Genomic DNA, 17,756 nt, shown 5'->3' with positions numbered 1-17,756 from the left:
GGGGGGGGCGGGGGGGGGGGGGGCCGCGCCGGGGCCGGGGGGGGGGGGGGGGGGGGGGGCGGGGGGGGGGGGGGGCCCGGGGGGGGGGCGGGGGCCCCCGCCCCCCGGGCGGGCCCCCCCCCACGCCTGTGCGCGCCCTACAGCTTGCCGCGGCGGCCGCGCAGCTGCTCCGCGATGGGCTTCAGCGACTCGTGCAGGTCGCCGAGGGCCTCGGGGCTGAGCTGGTCGATGAAGTGCTTGCGCACCGACTCGACGTGGTGCGGGGCGACCTTCCGCATGGTCTCCATGCCCTGGTCGGTGAGGACCGCGTAGAGCCCGCGCCGGTCGGACTCGCAGTTCGCCCGCCGGACCAGACCGGCGTTCTCCATGCGGGTGATCTGGTGGGAGAGCCGGCTCTTCGACTGCAGGGTCGCCGCCGCGAGGTCGCTCATGCGCAGGCGCCGCTCCGCCGACTCCGAGAGGTTCACCAGGATCTCGTAGTCGTTCATCGTCAGGCCGAAGGGCTGGAGGTCCTTCTCCAGCTGGTACGTCAGCATTCTGTTGACGTCCAGAAAGGTGCGCCAGGCGCACTGCTCGACGTCGGTGAGCCAGGGGGTGGCCGTCTCGGTCTCCATGTATGGATTCTACCTAAGAAGTTGAATACTTGACGAGTTCTGGGAGTGTGTTCGACGCGTCACGCTCCGCAGACTACCGCTCACAGACCGAAGCGCCGCTGCAGGTCCCCGAGCTGGCCGGGAAGACGCGGTACCGAACCCAGCGGCCCCTGGCCGGAACCATGCGCCCCGGGCACACCATGACCGCCCGGAACCCCCGGCTGCCCACCCGGCTCGCCGATCGCCCGGTCCGGCATCATCAGCTCCGTCGACTGGAGCAACACGGTACCCGCCCCGACGAACTCGAACTGGTGCTCCTCGCCCGACGAGCCGCCGATCCCGGTGAGCGCCCGCAGGCCGCCCATCACGCCCGTCAGATAGCCGTGGTCGTAGTGGTGGCACGGGGACGGGCAGTCGGCCCAGCCGACCAGCGCCTGCGGATCGACCCGGAGCGGCGGCTCCATGAAGACCACCGGCCCGTTCGACGCGGCCACGAACTTGCCCGTGCCGATCAGCGTCACGAAGCCCGGCACGATCGACTGCTTCAGCGCGAGCGAGGGCTGGTAGGCCAGCAGGTTGCCGGACCGGATCGTCAGATTGCCCTCGTCCAGGTCGTACGAGTTGACGTCGAAGGCCCGGTCCGCGAGCAGCATCTTGCCGCTGCCCTCGGCCACCACCCAGTCGCTCGCGTGCAGCGGCGAGTGGAACGACGTACGGACCAGCCGGTCGAGCCGGCCGTGGCCGATGCCGTTGAACTCGATGCGCCCGTAGTAGGCGATCATCTTGCCCTTCTGCAGGAACCACGGAGAGCCCTTGAGCTCGACGCAGAAGGTGTAGGCGTTGACGTTGTCGTCCGACGGCAGGGACTGCGGGTCATGGATCACGGGGCCGCTCACAGCTTCTCCTCCGACGCCTGCACGTACACCGCGCCACTCCCGCTCAGCTCCAGCTGGAACGCCTCGCCCGAACCGCGCCCCACCATGTCGCGCCAGCCGAGCGCGGTGGACAGCTTGTTGCGCACGTCGCCGTGGTGGGCCACGTACGCCTGCGGGTCCACGTGCACCGGGCGGCCCGGGGCGATCGGCAGCTCGATCACGCCGCCGTGCGCCATGACCGCCACCGCGCCGTGACCGCGCAGGGTGGTGGTGAACAGGCCCTGGCCGGTGACCTGGCCACGCACCATGCCCATGACCCCGCCCTGCGAGCCCATGAACATCGTGCCCTGCTCCAGCGTGCCCTCGAAGGCGAGCAGCCGGTCGGCCTCCACGTAGAGGGTGTCGCCGGTCAGCCGGATCACATGGACGTGGTGGCCGCCGTGCCCGAACATCACCGTGCCGCTGCCCTCCACCGTCATCAGCGGCGTCGCCTCACCGGCCACCCGGCGGCCGATCATCGACATCACACCACCCTGGCCGCCGGTCAGGTTCGGCGTGAAACTGACCTCGCCGCGGTACGCGAGCATCGCGCCGCGCTGGCTGAAGAGCCGCTGCCCCGGGACGACCGTGGCCTCGATCATCTTGGAATTGACCTCGCGGAAGGACATCAGACGTCACCCCCGATCGTGTTCCGCTCGCTCGGCTGGACGTAGACCAGGCCGTCGCCCTCGAAGCGGATCTGGAACGCCTCGCCGCCGCCCTCGCCCATGAAGGTGCGGAAGGTCACACCGGACTGGAAGTGCTGCTGGAGGTTGCCCTGGTGGGCGATGTACGCGCCGGGGTCCACGGACAGCGGGTACTGCGGGCTCACCCGCAGCACCACCGCCGGGCCGTCCGACATGATCGCGGCCTGCCCGGTGCCCTCCACGGTCGTGGTGAACAGGCCGTTGCCCGTCACGCCGCCGCGCAGTCCGGTGAAGGTGGTGCCGGTGCGCAGGCCGGCGTCGGTGCAGAGCAGATTGCTCGCCTCGACGTACAGCTTGTCGCCGCGCAGCTGGACCAGGTTGATCTCGGAGGCCCGGTCGGCGAACCAGCAGGTGCCCTGCCCGCGGACCTCCATCACCGCCATCTGCTCCCCGGTCAGCCGCCGGGTCACCATGCCGCGCAGACCCTCACCGCCACCGCTCATCTTCTTGAACGCCATCTGACCGTCATAGGCCACCATCGAGCCGTTCTTCGCCTTCACGGCGTCGCCGGTCATGGTCACGGCGAGCACTTTGCTGCCCTGGAGTCGAAACGTTGCCACGGAGGGACCGTACTGGCCCCCCGGACAAAGGAACAGCAAAGTCGCCATGCACAATGGACGGGCCCTTGTGCATCCGTTCACAAGATCGAACGAAGGTGACCCCTGTCGTGGACATCAAGACCGCTTCCTCACTGCACCGCCTCCGGCTCGTCTCCGCTCCGGAGGGCGTGTCGTTCCTGCTGCTGCTGACGTGCTCGGTCCTGAAGCGGACGGTCGGCTTCGACGCGGTCTTCCCGATGGGTCTGATCCACGGCATCCTCTTCATCCTCTACGTGCTCTTCTGGCTGGACGCCTGGAACCGCACCAAGTGGGCCTTCAAGACGGCGGCCCTCTACTTCGTCCTGTCCGTCCTGCCCTTCGGCGGCTTCGTCGCCGAGCGCAGGCTCAAGCGCGAGGCCGAGAACGCGGTCATCGCCTCCCGCGCCCGCCGCGAGGGGGTCGTGAACGCATGATCGTCGCCTTCTCGGTCACCCCGCTCGGCGTCGGCGAAGAGGTCGGCGAGTACGTCGCCGACGCCGTCCGCGTCGTCCGCGAGTCCGGCCTCCCGAACCGCACCGACGCGATGTTCACCTCCGTCGAGGGCGAGTGGGACGAGGTAATGGACGTCGTCAAGCGCGCCGTCGCGGCCGTCGAGGCGCGGGCGCCCCGCGTCTCGCTCGTCCTGAAGGCCGACATCCGCCCGGGCGTCACGGACGGCCTCACGGCGAAGGTCGCGACCGTGGAACGCCACCTGGCCGACTGACGGCCGTCACTTCCTCCCCGGCCCCGGCCCGGCTCCGGCCGGCTGGGGCCGGGTCGCTCGCCGGCCCGATTCGCGCTGCGGCTGTCTTGATCGATAAGGTCCTCGGTCAACGACCGCACCCTCGTTCGATCCGTGGGCCGGTCAGGGCTCTGCCGCAGTGCGTGGCAACTCCACGGCTGCCGTGCCGATCTCTGCCTGCCCGGGCCCCGGGACACGGGGGGCGGTCCTCACGGCGCGGGGCAGTCGGCCCCGGCCGACGGGCCAGGAGGAACAGTGGCACAGATCATCGCCGAGGTCTCGCGGACGTTCAACGAGTTCCTGCTCCTGCCGAACCGGACTCGGACCGACTGCTCGGCCGCGACCGTCGACCTGCGTACGCCCCTGGTGCGGCACATGGTGGGCGAGGCGTCGGCGATCGAGCTGCAGTCGCCGTTCACGTCGGCGATCATGCAGGCCGTCAGCACACCCGAGCTGGCGATCGCGCTCGCGCGCAGCGGCGGGCTCAGCTTCGTGCACCACAACCAGCCGGTCGAGGACCAGGCGGCGGCGGTCCGTCAGGTGAAGAACTTCAAGGCCGGATTCGTCACCAGCGACACCAACGTGCGCCCCGGCGACAGCCTGGGCGTCCTGGCCGAGGTCATGCGCCGCACCGGCCACAACACCGCCGCGGTCACCCACGACGGGACCGCCGGCGGCCGCCTCCTCGGCCTGGTCACCTCCCGGGACTTCCACCCCCAGCGCCATGACCTGGACGCACCGGTCAGCGGCCGGATGACCGCCGTCGCCGACCTGGCCCACGCCGGGCCCGACATCACCCTTTCCGAGGCCAACGCGCGGCTCTGGGACGAACGCCTCGACTGCCTCCCGGTCCTTGACGCCGAGGGCCGGCTGCAGCATCTGGTGTTCCGCTCCGACTACACGGACAACAAGCGCTTCCCCCATCAGCTCGTCGACGCCGCCAAGCGGCTGCGCGTGGGCGCGGGCATCAACACCCACGACTACCAGGAGCGCGTCCCGGCCCTGATCGCAGCGGGCGTGGACGCGCTGTGCTTCGACTCGTCCGACGGCTACAGCGACTGGCAGGCCCAGGCGCTGACCTGGGTGAAGAAGCACTACCCGGAGATCCCGGTCGGCGGCGGCAACGTGGTCGACGGCGAAGCGTTCACCTTCCTCGCCGAGGCGGGCGCGGACTTCGTCAAGGTCGGCGTCGGCGGCGGCTCCATCTGCATCACCCGCGACCAGAAGGGCATCGGCCGCGGCCAGGCCAGCGCCGTCCTCGACGTCGCGGCAGCCCGGGACGCCTTCCGCGAACGCACCGGCGCGTACGTGCCGATCTGCTCCGACGGCGGCCTCGTGCACGACTACCACGTGGCCCTGGCGCTGGCGATGGGAGCCGACTTCGTCATGATGGGCCGCTACTTCGCCCGCTTCGACCAGGCGGCGGGCGCGAAGCTGCCCACCCGCGACGGCTTCGTGAAGGAGTACTGGGGCGAGGGCTCGAACCGCGCCCGCAACTGGCAGCGCTACGGGCAGGGAGGCCAGGGACTCCTCTTCGAGGAGGGCGTCGACGGCTACGTCCCCTACGCCGGCGACCTCAACGAGGGCCTCGCCCTGACCGTCGCCAAGCTCAAGACCACGATGGTCTCCTGCGGCTCCACCACCCTCCCGGAGTTCCAGTCCACGGCCCGCCTCACCCTCGTCTCCGACCAGAGCTTCCAGGAGAGCCACGCGAACGTCACGGTGCGGGAGGCGTCGGCCACGGTGTCCTAGGCGGCGGTGTCCTGGGCGGCCTCGGCCGCCAGCGTGTCCAGGTGTCCCGCCACCCGCTGGAGCAGCTCCATCAGGGCCGTGTGCTCCTCGGGTGCCAGGCACTCCACCACCTGGGCCCGGAAGGCGCGGGTCTTCTCCGCGACGCGCCGGTGGCCTTCGCGGCCCTCGGCCGTCAGGGCTATGAGCTCGTCGTCCGTGCGGTGGGCCCAGCCGCGGGCGACGAGCTCGTCGACGTACGGGCGCATGGTCGGCTCGTCGGCCGTCAGGAACGCGGCCATGGTCGCGTCGACGTCGGGCAGGGCGATCGGCTCGTAGGACAGCGTGTTGAGGACCTGCCAGCCGCGGCGGGTGAGGCCGTCGGCGGCGAAGAGGCGGGCCATGGTGTCTTCCAGCGCGCCGTCGATGTGGCGCAGCCAGTAGCCGAGCGGGCGGTGCTTGCGGACGTCGGGCATGGCGTCGGACATGGGCATGATGGTCCCCCCTAGTGCATGTCATCTGACAACAGTTGTAAACTAGCATGCATGTCCGACAGGGATCAAGAAGAAGCGCTGACCGCCGTCGAGCGCGCCATGGTGGCCATCCGTCGCAGCCAGACCCGCCGTCAGCTCGGCCGGCTCGCGTCGCCCGACGGTGGCGGGGCGGTCGACCCCACGCTGTTCGGTGTCCTCGATGCCGTCGAGGGCCGCGACGGCGCCTGCTCCGTCAGCGATGTGGCGACGGCACTCGGGGTCGACCAGCCGCGGGCGAGCCGGCTCGTGGTCAAGGCCGTCGACGAGGGGTGGGTCGAGCGGGCGGCGGATCCCGCCGACGCGCGGCGGACGCTGCTGAGCCTCACCGCCGCCGGGCAGGAGCAGGTCGACCGCACCCACCGCTTCCGGCAGCAGGTCTTCGCGCGGGTGATGGCCGACTGGCCGGACTCCGACCGCGTCGAATTCGCCCGGCTCATCACCGCGTTCGTCGACTCGCTCGCCAGGACGACCCGGTCTTGAGCGAGTGCTCAACGCTGAGGTACTTTCTTTTGAGCGGTCGCTCAAAAGGAGGAAGGGGGGCCGAGCCTTGGGGCTCTACGTCGAGACGCGTGTGCGCGCCGGCCTGGACACGCTCTGGGAGCGGACCCAGGATCCGGCGCAGCACGAGCGGTGGGATCTGCGGTTCACCGAGATCACCTACCTGCCCGGAGAGCCCGGCGCCGAGGCCGAGGGTGAGCCGCGGCGGTTCCGGTACGCCGTGCGCGTGCTGCCCTTCCTGGTCGTCGCCGGCACCGGTGTCTCCGCGGGGGAGCGCCACCGGGCCGGCGGCGACCGGGTCTCCTCGCTGCGGTTCGCCTCGCCGGACCCGCTCTCCCTCCTCGCCGAGGGAAGCGGGTACTGGCGGTACGTCCCGCAACCGGACCGTGCCGACGGGATCCGGTTCCTGACCGGCTACGACTACCGGCCCCGCTGGGGACGCTTCGGCCGGCTCGCCGACCGGCTCGTCTTCCGGCCCCTCATGGGCTGGGCCACCGCCTGGTCCTTCGACCGGCTGCGCCTGTGGTGCGAGCACGGCATCACGCCCGAGCGCGCCCGCACCCACTGGCAGCTCGAACTCGCCGCCCGCGCCCTGCTGACGGCCCTCGGCGCCGCCGTCCACCCCGCGGCCCTGGCCCTCGCCTGCGCCGCCGCCCTCCTCGTACCGCCGTCGCCGCGCACCCCGGCCGCCCGCCGCTGTCTGCGCACCCCACCGGAGAAGTCATGAGAACCGAGAGTCCGAGCCCGAGCCCGAGCCCGAGTTCGATCTTCCGCACCGCCATGGGCGAGGACGCCTTCGCCCGCCTGCACCCCGAGCTCCGGCGGCGCTTCTCCGTCGGCCTCGCGAGCGGTGAACTCTGCGTCGGCCGCGGCGTCATGGACCGGATCTGGCACAGCAAGGGGCTCACCCGCCACCTCATCCGCCCGTTCCTCGCACTGGGCTCCACCCGCAACATCCTGCTCCCGCGCACCGGCCGCGACGTGCCCTTCGTCATCGAGAACGTGCCGTACCTCGACTCGTACGGCCGTGAAACCGTCACCTTCGTACGGACCTTCCGCCTCCCCGGCGGGCCGCGCCGCTTCGACGCCACGATGGTGGCCGGCCCGGCGCCCGGCACCGTCCTCGACTACCTCGGCACCCACCAGCACCTCGCCAGCGAGCTGCGCCTGTCCGCCGAGCCCGACGGGTCGCTGCTCATCCGCTCCGGCGAACACCGCTTCCGCGAGGGCCCGGTGGACGTCCGCGTGCCCGCGCTCGTCGGCGCCGACGCCGAGGTGCGCGAGTCCTTCGACGAGCGCACCGGCCGCTTCCGCATCCGGGTCCGGGTGGTCAACCCGTACGTCGGGCCGCTGTTCGGGTACGAGGGCTCCTTCACCGCCTCGTACGCGTCCGTGCGCTCCTGCGGCGTCCGCCCGGGGCTCCGCCCCGTACGCGAGGAGGCCCGCGCGTGAGCACCGAGGAGACCCGGGGCAAGCTGCTCGAAGGCGCCCTTCAGGTCCTCGTCGAGCAGGGCATCGCCAAGACGTCGGCACGGTCGGTGGCGACGGCCGCCGGGGTCAACCAGGCGCTGGTCTTCTACCACTTCGGGTCGGTGGACGAACTCCTCTCCGCTGCCTGCCGGTACGGCGCCGAGCAGCGGGTCGCGCTGTACCGGGAACGGCTCGGTGATGTCGGAAGCCTTTCCGAACTCCTCGCCTTCGCCCGGGAGATGCACGTCGAGGAGCGGGCCGCCGGGCAGGTCGCCGTGCTCGGGCAGCTGCTCGCCGGGGCGCAGACCCATCCCCGGCTCGGGCCCGCCACGGCCGCCGGGCTCGACCTGTGGATCACGGAGATCGAGCAGGTGCTGCGGCGGGTGCTCGCCGGCGGCCCGCTCGACGGCGTCGTCGACCCGGCCGGCCTCGCCCGCGCGGTCGCCGCCTCCTTCGTCGGGCTCGAACTGTACGAAGGGGTCGACCCGGCCGGCGCCGGAGCCGCGCTCGACACGCTCGAACACCTGGGCACCCTCATGGCCGCGCTCGACGGACTCGGTCCGGTCGCCCAGAAGGCCGTACGCCTCGCACTGCGCCGAAAGGGTCGTCTTCCGTAAAACCGCTCACTCGGACGCTTCCGGTCGACACGCCGATGCACGTCCCTTTTCGTGAGGCTATCGACCCGTTCGACAGCAGCTGGAGGCACCGTGCGGCCGGGAGGCTACGACTACGACACCTACAGCCGACTCGCCGGTCCCCTCACGGACCCCGACCCGGACCCGGCGGCCGGGGGCTACCGGGTGCGGTACCGAAGCCTGCTCTCGAAGGAACCGCACCGAATACGAGCCGCCCTCCTCATGGGCCTCGCGCCCCTGCTCTCCGCGCTGCTCCTGGTCTACCTCGTCTGGCCGAGCCACTGGACCGTCCGCGAGGGCGACGACGTCTGGCGTGTCCCGTACGACACCGTGATGCTGGTCTCGATCGGGCTGATCTGCTTCTTCATGCTGGTGAACGTCACGTCGATCGCCCACGCCACGCTCGTCGCCCGCGACCCCATACCCGTGCGCGCCGAACCCGGCACCCGGGTCGCCTTCCTCACCACGTACGTGCCCGGCAAGGAACCGCTCTCCATGGTCCGGGCCACCCTCGAAGCCGCGGTCCGGCTGCGGCACGACGGTCCGCTCGACGTGTGGCTGCTCGACGAGGGCGACGACGCCGACGCCAAGGCCCTGTGCGCGGAGCTCGGCGTCCGCCACTTCACCCGGGCCGGCGTCCCCGAGTGGAACCGCGGGAAGGGCGTCCACAAGGCGCGCACCAAGCACGGCAACTACAACGCCTGGCTCGCCGTGCACGGCGACGCCTACGAGTTCTTCGCCTCCGTCGACACCGACCACGTGCCGCTGCCGAACTTCCTGGAACGGATGCTCGGCTTCTTCCGCGACCCCGACGTCGCCTTCGTCGTCGGCCCGCAGGTCTACGGCAACTACACCACCGCCGTCACCAAGGCCGCCGAGTCGCAGCAGTTCCTCTTCCACGCGCTGATCCAGCGGGCCGGCAACCGCTACCGCGCCCCCATGTTCGTCGGCACCAACAACGTCGTGCGGATCGCCGCCCTCAAGCAGATCGGCGGCCTCGTCGACTCCATCACCGAGGACATGGCCACCGGCTTCGAACTGCACCGCAGGAAGAACCCGGCGACCGGCCGCCACTGGCGCTCCGTCTACACGCCCGACGTGCTCGCCGTGGGGGAGGGGCCCGCCTCCTGGACGGACTTCTTCACCCAGCAGCTGCGCTGGTCCCGCGGCACGTACGAGACGCTCCTCAGGCAGTACTGGAAAGCGCCCTTCCGCACCCCGCCCGGCCGGCTCCTCAACTACACGCTGATGCTCGTCTACTACCCGATGACGGCCGTCAACTGGCTCCTCGGCATCCTCTCCTGCGTCCTCTACCTCTGGATCGGCGCCTCCGGCACCCAGGTCTCCTCCTCGGTCTGGCTGATGATCTACAGCGACGCCGTCGCCCTCCAGATCGGCCTCTACCTGTGGAACCGGCGCCACAACGTCTCGCCGCACGAGCCCGAGGGCTCCGGCGGCCTCGCCGGCATGGCGATGTCCGCGCTCTGCGCGCCCGTCTACCTCAAAGGCCTCGGCTCGGCGCTGCTCCGCACCCCCGGCCGCTTCGTCGTCACCCCGAAGGGCGGCGAGGCCAGCCCCGACCGCGTCCTCACCTTCCGCATCCACCTCTCCTGGGCGGCCGTGCTCGTCGCCTCCCTCGCCGCCTCCGTCCACTACGGCCACACCCACGCGGCCATGCGCACCTGGGCCGTCCTCGCCCTGCTCATCGCGCTCGCCCCGCTCGCCGTCCGGACCGCCACCGGACTGCGCGCCCGCCGCCGGGACCGGGTCCGCACCGAGCTCCGCACCGCCGCCCGGGCCCGGGCCCGTGGCCGTGCCCGTGCCCGTGGCCGTACGGACGCCGCCGAGAGCCTCGGCCGGGTCACCGTCGTCACCGCCCCGGCCCCCGCGAAGACCGGATCCGCCCCCACCACCGCGCCCACGACGAGCGGAGGGAGCTGAGCCATGGCCTACCGGCCGTCCAAGCAGTTCAAGAAGACCCTGCTCGGCAGCGGCGCCGTCCTCGTCCTCGCGGCCCTCAACGCCCCGGCCGCCGTCTCCTTCGCGACGGAGAAGTACCACGCGTACAAGATCGCCCAGCCCGGCTACCAGAGGAAGTACGGCTCCTGGGCCGTCGTCGACGTGCCCCCGCAGTACCGGATCAACGCCGTCCACGCCGCCCTGCTGCACACCGGCAAGGTGCTGCTCGTCGCCGGCTCAGGCGACAACCAGAAGCAGTTCGACGCCGGCACCTTCGAGACCGTCCTCTGGGACCCCGCGCGGAACACCTTCAAGAAGATCCCCACCCCCGAGGACTTCTTCTGCTCCGGCCACACCCAGCTCGCGAACGGCCACCTCCTCGTCGCCGGCGGCACCGCCCGCTACGAGGTCCTCGACGGCCAGGTCAAGAAGGCCGGCGGCGCCATGCGGGTCAACAACGAGAGCCCCGACAAGGCCGTCACCCTGAAGAAGGGCACCGTCTTCCGCTCCCCGTCCGGCGTCGAGTACGTGTCGAAGTTCGACGTCACCGTCCCCAGGGCCAGGCGCGAGTTCGAGAGCTCGTACATCAAGAGCGGCCAGATGAAACCGTGGGAGACCAAGGTCACCGCGGGCGAGGCACGGGTCTTCGTCGAGGCCGTCAAGGCGGGTCCGCAGGCGCTCACCACCGAGGCCGCGCAGTACGAGGTCGTCGGCCTCAAGGGCGCCGACGCCGACCACGTCCACGGCCTCGCACAGAGGCTCACCACCGAGAAGCAGGACTTCCAGGGCATCAGGGCCGCCTACGAGTTCGACCCCAAGGCCGAGCGGTACGTCCCGGTCGCGCCCATGAAGGACGCCCGCTGGTACCCCACCCTCGTCACCCTCGACGACGGCAGGGTGCTCGCCGTCTCCGGCCTCAACGACGTCGGCGACGTCGTCCCCGGCGACAACGAGATCTACGACCCCGCCACCAGGAAGTGGTCCAAGGGACCCTTCCGCTACTTCCCGACCTACCCCGCGCTCTTCCTCACCAAGGGCGGCAAGCTCCTCTTCACCGGCTCCAGCGCCGGCTACGGTCCCGCCGACAAGGGCCGCCGGCCGGGCCTGTGGGACCTGAGGAAGAACTCCTTCACCACGCTTCCCGGGCTCACCGACCCCGACCAGCTGGAGACCTCCGCCTCCGTGCTGCTGCCGCCCGCGCAGCACCAGAAGGTGATGGTCCTCGGCGGCGGCGGGGTCGGCGAGTCGCCCGCCTCCACCGCCCGCACCTCGATCATCGACCTGTCCAAGGACAGCCCGGTCTTCCGGGACGGGCCGCGGCTGCCCCAGGGCACCCGTTACCTCAGCAGCGTGCTCATGCCCGACGACACCGTCTTCACCACCGGCGGCTCGGGCGGCTACCGCGGCCGCAGCCGCAGCGACATCCTCAAGGCGCAGTTCTACGACCCGAAGAGCAACGCCTTCAGCAAGGCCGCCGAGCCGACCGTCGGCCGCAACTACCACTCCGAGGCGCTGCTCCTGCCCGACGGCCGGGTCGCCACCTTCGGCTCCGACCCGCTCTTCGACGACGCCGACAACACCAAGCTCGGCACCTTCGAGCAGCGCATCGAGGTCTTCACCCCGCCGTCCCTGCACCGGGCCGGCCCCGACCGGCCGGTGCTCGGCGAAGGCCCGCGGCAACTCGACCGGAACGGCCGCGCCACCTTCAGGAGCAAGGACGCCGGCCGGATCGCCAAGGCCCGGCTGATGCGCCCGAGCGCCGTCACCCACACCACCGACGTCGAACAGCGCTCGGTGGAACTGGGCCTGACCAAGGACCCGGACGGCGTCACGGTCACCGTGCAGGTACCGAAGGACCGGACCCTCGTCCCGCCCGGCTGGTACATGCTGTTCGTGACGGACCGGGACGGGATCCCGTCCGAGGCGAAATGGATCCAGGTGTCCTGACCGGGCGCCGAAGGGCCGGCTCCCGGCTCGTCCCCGGGTCGGTCCTCTTGTCGGTCCCCGGGTCCGTCCCCGTCTCGGCCCCCGTCTCGGCCCCCGTCTCGGTCCCCGGGTCGGCCCCCGGTTCACTCCCTGGCCCGGCGCGCCAGGCCGAGGGCGTACTCCGGCCACCATGTCCCCGCGGCCGGGCCGCCCCGGCAGGTGCCGTCCGAGTCACCGGGCCGCTTGATCCACAGGTACGCGTCGACCAGCTCGTCCCCGGTCCGGTCCGTCGGCGGAACGCCGAGGGCCCGGCCGGGCGGGTTGCACCACCCCTCGGCGCGGTCGCCGGGCAGCGGCCCGGCGCCGTTGCGGCTGGTGTCGATGGTGAAGTGGGCGCCGCCGAGCAGCCGCGACAGACCCGCGCCGAAGCCCCGTACGACGTCGTTGGTCTGGAAGTTCGACACGTTCAGCGCGAAACCGTCGGCCCGCCCGACGCCCGCCCGGCGCAGCGGCTCCACCAGCTTCTCCGGGGTGCGCAGCCAGGCCGGATTGCCGGCGTCGAGATAGACTCGGGTGTGCGGCTGCCGCTTGAACCGGTCCACCGCCTCCGCGAGCAGCCGCAGCCGCTCCTCGTGGTACTCGGCCGGGGTGCAGCCGTCCACGATGTGCGGCACCGCGTCCGGCTCCAGGATCACCACCGCCGGCGCGTCCCCGATCGCCCTGGCGAAGGCGTCCACCCAGCTCCGGTACGCCTGCCCGTCGGGCGCCCCGCCCGCCGAGTACTTCCCGCAGTCACGGTGCGGGATGTCGTACGCGACGAAGACCACCGTGCGCTTGTCGCGCGCCGCGCCCCGGACCGCCCTGGCGACGTCCGGTACGGGGTCGGTCCCGTCCGGCCAGTCGGCGACCGGCCGCTCCGAGATCCGCCGCAGCACCCTTGCGTCCTCGGCACGGCCCTGCGCCTCGTACGCCTTCACCTGCCGGGCCGCGTCGCTGTCCGGGTCCACCCAGAACGGCGAGCCGTCGGTCGGGGGCGCCGCCTCGCCGCGTGCGGAGGGCGGGCCGACCGTGGCGGCGGGCCCGCCGGCGCCCGTCCCGCAGCCGGCGAGCAGCAGCGCGCCGGCCAGGGCGAGGGACCAGACGCGGGCGGGGACGACGACGTGACGGCGGCGGGACATCCGGCCCCCAGGTTCGGGCGACGCGACGACGGCTGGTGACAGGTCGGGCCATCGTGACATGACGGTCAGTCGGCGTCCGGCTGCGACACCGCGAGCGCGATGCCCAGCGGCGTCCGCTCGTACAGCACCTGGTGCCCGTAGCGGCGCGAGGTGAGCAGACCGGCCCCGCGCAGCACCGACAGATGCGCCGACACCGAGGAGGGCGCGAGCCCGAGCCGGTGCGCGAGCGATGCTGCCGCTCGCGGCGACCGGGCTGCTGCCGTTCCTGCTGTACGCGGCCGGGCCCGGCCTCGCACTCGCGGCCGTCGCGCTGTTCCTGGCCGGTGCGACCGGTGCGTACACCCTCGGACTCGACGCCTGGTTCGTCGCCGCCGTGCCCGACGGGCGTCGCGGGCGGGCGATGACCCTGATGACCGCGGGCATGACGACCACGCAGGGCATCGGCATGGCGGGCGCGGGCGTCGCCGCCGAGTTCGCCTCCGTGCGCGCCGTCGTCGCCGGGACCGGCGTCCTCGGCACCGCGGTGCTCCTCTGGCTGGTGGCGGAGGTCCGCGCGACGGCCCGGGCGGCCGCGGAGGCGACCGAAGGGCGAGACGCGGCTGACCGCCAGATGACCCATGGGTAAGGTCGACGCGTGCCGAAGCCGCTCAGTCTCCCCTTCGATCCCATCGCCCGCGCCGACGAACTGTGGCAGAAGCGCTGGGGTCCGGTCCCCTCGATGGCCGCGATCACCTCGATCATGCGCGCCCACCAGATCCTGCTGGCCGAGGTCGACGCCGTGGTCAAGCCGTACGGGCTGACCTTCGCCCGGTACGAGGCGCTGGTGCTGCTGACCTTCTCCAAGGCCGGCGAGCTGCCGATGTCCAAGATCGGCGAGCGGCTGATGGTCCACCCCACGTCCGTGACGAACACGGTGGACCGCCTGGTGAGGTCCGGCCTCGTCGCCAAGCGCCCCAACCCCAACGACGGCCGCGGCACCCTCGCCTCCATCACGGAGAAGGGCCGCGAGGTGGTCGAGGCGGCGACCCGCGACCTGATGGGGATGGAGTTCGGCCTCGGCGCGTACGACGCGGAGGAGTGCGCGGAGATCTTCGCGATGCTGCGGCCGCTGCGGGTCGCGGCGGGCGACTTCGAGGAGTCCTGACCGGGCGCTGCCACGCGCCTGACCGGCCCCCGTCAGGTGTCCTGACCGGACCCTGTCACGCGTCCGGGCGAGCCCGACCCGCGCGAAGATCGCCCGGATCGGGCGGTTAGTCTCGATGCCATGAAATCCAGCGTGCTGACCCGCTACCGCGTCATGGCGTACGTGACCGCGGTCATGCTCCTCATCCTGTGTGCCTGCATGGTCGCCAAGTACGGCTTCGGCGTCGGCGAGGACCTGACCCTCGTGGTCTCCCAGATCCACGGCGTCCTCTACATCGTGTACCTCGTCTTCGCCTTCGACCTGGGCTCCAAGGCCAAGTGGCCGTTCGGCAAGCTCATCTGGGTGCTGGTGTCGGGCACGATTCCGACCGCCGCCTTCTTCGTCGAGCGCAAGGTCGTCGCCGAGACGCTTCCGCTGGTCAGCGGCGCGCAGCCGGCCCCGGCCAACGCGTAGGGCAGAAGCCCCGCACATATGTGCGGGGCTTTGCCATCGACATTTACTAGGACGTCCTAGTAAATTTGAAGCATGGACGCTGACGCGATCGAGGAAGGCCGCCGTCGCTGGCAGGCCCGCTACGACAAGGCCCGCAAGCGCGACGCCGACTTCACCACGCTCTCCGGCGACTCCGTGGAGCCGGTCTACGGCCCGCGCCCCGGGGACACCTACGAGGGGTTCGAGCGCATCGGCTGGCCGGGCGAGTACCCCTTCACCCGCGGTCTGCACCCGACCGGCTACCGCGGCCGCACCTGGACCATCCGCCAGTTCGCCGGCTTCGGCAACGCCGAGCAGACCAACGAGCGCTACAAGATGATCCTGGCCGCCGGCGGCGGCGGACTCTCGGTCGCCTTCGACATGCCGACCCTGATGGGCCGCGACTCCGACGACCCGCGTTCGCTCGGCGAGGTCGGCCACTGCGGTGTCGCCATCGACTCCGCCGCCGACATGGAGGTCCTCTTCAAGGACATCCCGCTCGGCGACGTCACCACCTCGATGACGATCTCCGGCCCGGCCGTCCCGGTCTTCTGCATGTACCTGGTCGCCGCCGAGCGGCAGGGCGTCGACCCCGCCGTCCTCAACGGCACCCTGCAGACGGACATCTTCAAGGAGTACATCGCGCAGAAGGAGTGGCTCTTCCCGCCGGAGCCGCACCTGCGCCTCATCGGCGACCTGATGGAGCACTGCGCGGCCGGCATCCCCGCGTACAAGCCGCTCTCGGTCTCCGGCTACCACATCCGCGAGGCCGGTGCGACGGCCGCGCAGGAGCTCGCGTACACCCTCGCCGACGGCTTCGGCTACGTGGAGCTCGGCCTCTCCCGCGGCCTCGACGTCGACGTCTTCGCGCCCGGCCTCTCCTTCTTCTTCGACGCGCACCTCGACTTCTTCGAGGAGATCGCCAAGTTCCGCGCCGCCCGCCGGATCTGGGCCCGCTGGATGAAGGAGGTCTACGGCGCCAAGACCGACAAGGCGCAGTGGCTCCGCTTCCACACCCAGACCGCCGGTGTCTCGCTCACCGCCCAGCAGCCGTACAACAACGTCGTGCGGACCGCGGTCGAGGCCCTCGCGGCCGTCCTCGGCGGCACCAACTCCCTCCACACCAACGCCCTCGACGAGACCCTCGCGCTCCCCAGCGAGCAGGCCGCCGAGATCGCGCTGCGCACCCAGCAGGTGCTGATGGAGGAGACCGGCGTGGCCAACGTGGCCGACCCGCTGGGCGGCGCCTGGTACGTCGAGCAGCTCACCGACCGGATCGAGGCCGACGCCGAGAAGATCTTCGAGCAGATCAAGGAGCGCGGTCTGCGCGCCCACCCGGACGGCAAGCACCCGATCGGTCCGATCACCTCCGGCATCCTGCGCGGCATCGAGGACGGCTGGTTCACCGGCGAGATCGCCGAGTCCGCCTTCCAGTACCAGCAGGCCCTGGAGAAGGGCGAGAAGCGGGTCGTCGGTGTCAACGTGCACCACGGCTCGGTCACCGGCGACCTGGAGATCCTGCGGGTCAGCCACGAGGTCGAGTGGGAGCAGGTCCGGGTCCTCGGCGACCGCAAGGGCAAGCGGGACGAGGCGAAGGTGCGCGCCTCCCTGGACGCCATGCTGGCGGCGGCCCGGGACGGCTCCAACATGATCCCGCCGATGCTCGACGCCGTACGGGCGGAGGCCACGCTCGGCGAGATCTGCGACGTGCTGCGCGACGAGTGGGGCGTCTACACGGAGCCGGCCGGCTTCTAGGACCCCGTCAGACACGAGGGGCGGTACGGGAGTTCCCGTACCGCCCCTCGGTTGTCCGGCCCCTCGGTCGTCCGGCCCCTCGGTCCTATGTCGCGGCCGCCGCGCCCAGGCCGCCGAGGAGCAGCGCGGAGAGGCGGGCCGCCCAGGGGCCGTCGACCGGCTCGGCGCTGACCAGGGCGCGGTGCACCACCGCGCCGGCGACCACGTCGAAGATGAGGTCGTCGAGGGCGGCCACGGTCTCCGGCTCGCGGTCCCCGGGGAGTTCGCCGCGCTCCTGGGCGCGCCGGCGGCCCTGGAGGACGAGGCGCTTCTGGCGGTCGACGATGGAGGCGCGGATGCGCTCGCGCAGCGGCTCGTCGCGGGTCGACTCGGCGACCACGGCCATCAGGGCGGTCTTGGTCTCGGGGCGTTCGAGGAGCGCGGCGAACTGCAGGACGACGTGTTCGATGTCGGCCTGGAGGGAACCCAGGTCGGGGAGTTCGAGTTCGTCGAAGAGGACGGCGACGGCGTCGACGACGAGTTCGTTCTTGTTGCCCCAGCGCCGGTAGAGCGTGGTCTTGGCGACCCCGGCGCGGGTGGCGACGTCGCCCATGGTCAGCTTCGACCAGCCGAGGTCCACCAGGGCCGCCCGGGTCGCCTCCAGGATGGCCGTGCCGGCCTCGGCGGAACGCGGGCGTCCGGTACGGCTGTGGGAGCTGGTTCGGCGGCACATGGGGGACATGGACGACGACCATACCCGTCAGTAGGTATTGCGCCAGGGGGCGGTGATGTGAGGCAGTTCACCCGTCTTCCCGCTGCGGCGCTCCGGGCTCGACCCTTACGCTACGACCCGTAGCGAAAGGCTCCGCGGCACTCGCCCGGTCACCTCGCGACAACCACCGCGCCGGGTGGGGACCCGGCGCACACGAACACGCGAACCCTGCCG

Annotated in this window: 20 protein-coding genes and 1 pseudogene; 13 read left to right on the top strand and 8 right to left on the bottom strand. The window is 71.6% G+C overall.

The annotated features are described in order from the left end of the window. Nucleotides 1-137: 137 nt before the first annotated feature. The 4 genes from ACIRSU_RS14680 to ACIRSU_RS14665 form a co-directional block, all read right to left on the bottom strand. Nucleotides 138-614 (bottom strand): MarR family winged helix-turn-helix transcriptional regulator, encoded by a 477-nt coding sequence (locus ACIRSU_RS14680; RefSeq protein WP_403791989.1) that lies wholly within the window; start codon nucleotides 612-614, stop codon nucleotides 138-140. A gap of 80 nt (nucleotides 615-694) precedes the next feature. After that, nucleotides 695-1,489 (bottom strand): AIM24 family protein, encoded by a 795-nt coding sequence (locus ACIRSU_RS14675; RefSeq protein ID WP_403791987.1) that lies wholly within the window; start codon nucleotides 1,487-1,489, stop codon nucleotides 695-697. After that, on the bottom strand, nucleotides 1,486-2,136 hold the full coding sequence (locus tag ACIRSU_RS14670) for an AIM24 family protein (RefSeq protein ID WP_403791985.1): 651 nt from the start codon (nucleotides 2,134-2,136) through the stop codon (nucleotides 1,486-1,488). Before ACIRSU_RS14670 ends, ACIRSU_RS14675 begins: the two co-directional genes overlap by 4 nt. Beyond that, nucleotides 2,136-2,774 carry an AIM24 family protein gene (locus ACIRSU_RS14665; RefSeq protein ID WP_403791983.1) on the bottom strand — a complete coding sequence of 213 codons (639 nt, stop codon included), beginning with the start codon at nucleotides 2,772-2,774 and terminating at the stop codon, nucleotides 2,136-2,138. The genes ACIRSU_RS14670 and ACIRSU_RS14665 overlap by 1 nt, the downstream gene beginning before the upstream one ends. 107 nt (nucleotides 2,775-2,881) lie before the next feature. Between ACIRSU_RS14665 and ACIRSU_RS14660 the strand changes: the two genes are divergently transcribed. From ACIRSU_RS14660 to ACIRSU_RS14650, 3 genes are all read left to right on the top strand, one after another. Continuing rightward, nucleotides 2,882-3,226 carry a DUF3817 domain-containing protein gene (locus tag ACIRSU_RS14660; RefSeq protein ID WP_403791981.1) on the top strand — a complete coding sequence of 115 codons (345 nt, stop codon included), beginning with the start codon at nucleotides 2,882-2,884 and terminating at the stop codon, nucleotides 3,224-3,226. Then, the gene (locus ACIRSU_RS14655; protein ID WP_403791979.1) at nucleotides 3,223-3,516 is read left to right on the top strand and encodes an MTH1187 family thiamine-binding protein; all 294 of its coding nucleotides are present in this window, start codon (nucleotides 3,223-3,225) and stop codon (nucleotides 3,514-3,516) included. Before ACIRSU_RS14660 ends, ACIRSU_RS14655 begins: the two co-directional genes overlap by 4 nt. A gap of 273 nt (nucleotides 3,517-3,789) precedes the next feature. Beyond that, nucleotides 3,790-5,286: an IMP dehydrogenase gene (locus ACIRSU_RS14650; RefSeq protein WP_403791977.1), complete on the top strand. Its 1,497-nt coding sequence runs from the start codon at nucleotides 3,790-3,792 to the stop codon at nucleotides 5,284-5,286. On the opposite strand, the gene ACIRSU_RS14645 is transcribed toward ACIRSU_RS14650, so the two are convergent. After that, on the bottom strand, nucleotides 5,283-5,750 hold the full coding sequence (locus ACIRSU_RS14645) for a MarR family winged helix-turn-helix transcriptional regulator (protein WP_403791975.1): 468 nt from the start codon (nucleotides 5,748-5,750) through the stop codon (nucleotides 5,283-5,285). The two genes, ACIRSU_RS14650 and ACIRSU_RS14645, sit on opposite strands and share 4 nt — an antisense overlap. Before the next feature lie 57 nt (nucleotides 5,751-5,807). On the opposite strand from ACIRSU_RS14645, the gene ACIRSU_RS14640 reads away from it, so the two are divergent. From ACIRSU_RS14640 to ACIRSU_RS14615, 6 genes are all read left to right on the top strand, one after another. Beyond that, nucleotides 5,808-6,275, top strand: a complete 468-nt coding sequence (locus ACIRSU_RS14640) for a MarR family winged helix-turn-helix transcriptional regulator (RefSeq protein WP_403791974.1) — start codon at nucleotides 5,808-5,810, stop codon at nucleotides 6,273-6,275. Nucleotides 6,276-6,342: 67 nt separating this feature from the next. Continuing rightward, nucleotides 6,343-7,020: a hypothetical protein gene (locus ACIRSU_RS14635; RefSeq protein ID WP_403791972.1), complete on the top strand. Its 678-nt coding sequence runs from the start codon at nucleotides 6,343-6,345 to the stop codon at nucleotides 7,018-7,020. After that, nucleotides 7,017-7,745, top strand: a complete 729-nt coding sequence (locus ACIRSU_RS14630) for a DUF4166 domain-containing protein (RefSeq protein ID WP_403791970.1) — start codon at nucleotides 7,017-7,019, stop codon at nucleotides 7,743-7,745. The genes ACIRSU_RS14635 and ACIRSU_RS14630 overlap by 4 nt, the downstream gene beginning before the upstream one ends. Then, on the top strand, nucleotides 7,742-8,380 hold the full coding sequence (locus ACIRSU_RS14625) for a TetR/AcrR family transcriptional regulator (RefSeq protein ID WP_403791968.1): 639 nt from the start codon (nucleotides 7,742-7,744) through the stop codon (nucleotides 8,378-8,380). Before ACIRSU_RS14630 ends, ACIRSU_RS14625 begins: the two co-directional genes overlap by 4 nt. Nucleotides 8,381-8,470: 90 nt before the next feature. Beyond that, nucleotides 8,471-10,339, top strand: a complete 1,869-nt coding sequence (locus ACIRSU_RS14620; RefSeq protein WP_403791966.1) for a glycosyltransferase family 2 protein — start codon at nucleotides 8,471-8,473, stop codon at nucleotides 10,337-10,339. 3 nt (nucleotides 10,340-10,342) lie between these two features. Then, nucleotides 10,343-12,304, top strand: a complete 1,962-nt coding sequence (locus tag ACIRSU_RS14615; protein ID WP_403791964.1) for a galactose oxidase-like domain-containing protein — start codon at nucleotides 10,343-10,345, stop codon at nucleotides 12,302-12,304. A 122-nt stretch (nucleotides 12,305-12,426) separates the two neighbouring features. On the opposite strand, the gene ACIRSU_RS14610 is transcribed toward ACIRSU_RS14615, so the two are convergent. Together ACIRSU_RS14610 and ACIRSU_RS14605 are read right to left on the bottom strand one after the other, a co-directional pair. Continuing rightward, nucleotides 12,427-13,461, bottom strand: a complete 1,035-nt coding sequence (locus tag ACIRSU_RS14610) for a glycoside hydrolase family 6 protein (RefSeq protein ID WP_403791962.1) — start codon at nucleotides 13,459-13,461, stop codon at nucleotides 12,427-12,429. 65 nt (nucleotides 13,462-13,526) lie between these two features. Further along, a pseudogene (locus tag ACIRSU_RS14605) lies at nucleotides 13,527-13,760 on the bottom strand (ArsR/SmtB family transcription factor); the annotation flags it as partial. Here ACIRSU_RS14605 and ACIRSU_RS14600 point away from each other — a divergent pair. The 4 genes from ACIRSU_RS14600 (at nucleotide 13,691) to ACIRSU_RS14585 (ending at nucleotide 16,831) form a co-directional block, all read left to right on the top strand. After that, the gene (locus tag ACIRSU_RS14600; RefSeq protein ID WP_403791960.1) at nucleotides 13,691-14,086 is read left to right on the top strand and encodes an MFS transporter; all 396 of its coding nucleotides are present in this window, start codon (nucleotides 13,691-13,693) and stop codon (nucleotides 14,084-14,086) included. The pseudogene ACIRSU_RS14605 and the gene ACIRSU_RS14600 sit on opposite strands and share 70 nt — an antisense overlap. A gap of 9 nt (nucleotides 14,087-14,095) precedes the next feature. After that, nucleotides 14,096-14,605, top strand: a complete 510-nt coding sequence (locus ACIRSU_RS14595; protein ID WP_403791959.1) for a MarR family winged helix-turn-helix transcriptional regulator — start codon at nucleotides 14,096-14,098, stop codon at nucleotides 14,603-14,605. A gap of 120 nt (nucleotides 14,606-14,725) precedes the next feature. Further along, on the top strand, nucleotides 14,726-15,058 hold the full coding sequence (locus ACIRSU_RS14590) for a DUF3817 domain-containing protein (protein WP_403791958.1): 333 nt from the start codon (nucleotides 14,726-14,728) through the stop codon (nucleotides 15,056-15,058). 72 nt (nucleotides 15,059-15,130) lie between these two features. After that, nucleotides 15,131-16,831 carry a methylmalonyl-CoA mutase gene (locus ACIRSU_RS14585; protein WP_403791957.1) on the top strand — a complete coding sequence of 567 codons (1,701 nt, stop codon included), beginning with the start codon at nucleotides 15,131-15,133 and terminating at the stop codon, nucleotides 16,829-16,831. A gap of 85 nt (nucleotides 16,832-16,916) precedes the next feature. Here the strand turns inward: ACIRSU_RS14585 and ACIRSU_RS14580 are convergent, their stop codons facing one another. Further along, the gene (locus tag ACIRSU_RS14580) at nucleotides 16,917-17,552 is read right to left on the bottom strand and encodes a TetR/AcrR family transcriptional regulator (RefSeq protein WP_403791956.1); all 636 of its coding nucleotides are present in this window, start codon (nucleotides 17,550-17,552) and stop codon (nucleotides 16,917-16,919) included. Nucleotides 17,553-17,756: the final 204 nt, after the last annotated feature.

The sequence above is a fragment of the Streptomyces sp. NPDC101160 genome, assembly GCF_044768205.1.
Lineage (GTDB): Bacteria > Actinomycetota > Actinomycetes > Streptomycetales > Streptomycetaceae > Streptomyces.
The sequence above is the reverse complement of the archived record's forward strand: the minus strand, read 5'-3'. Positions and strand labels throughout refer to the sequence as shown.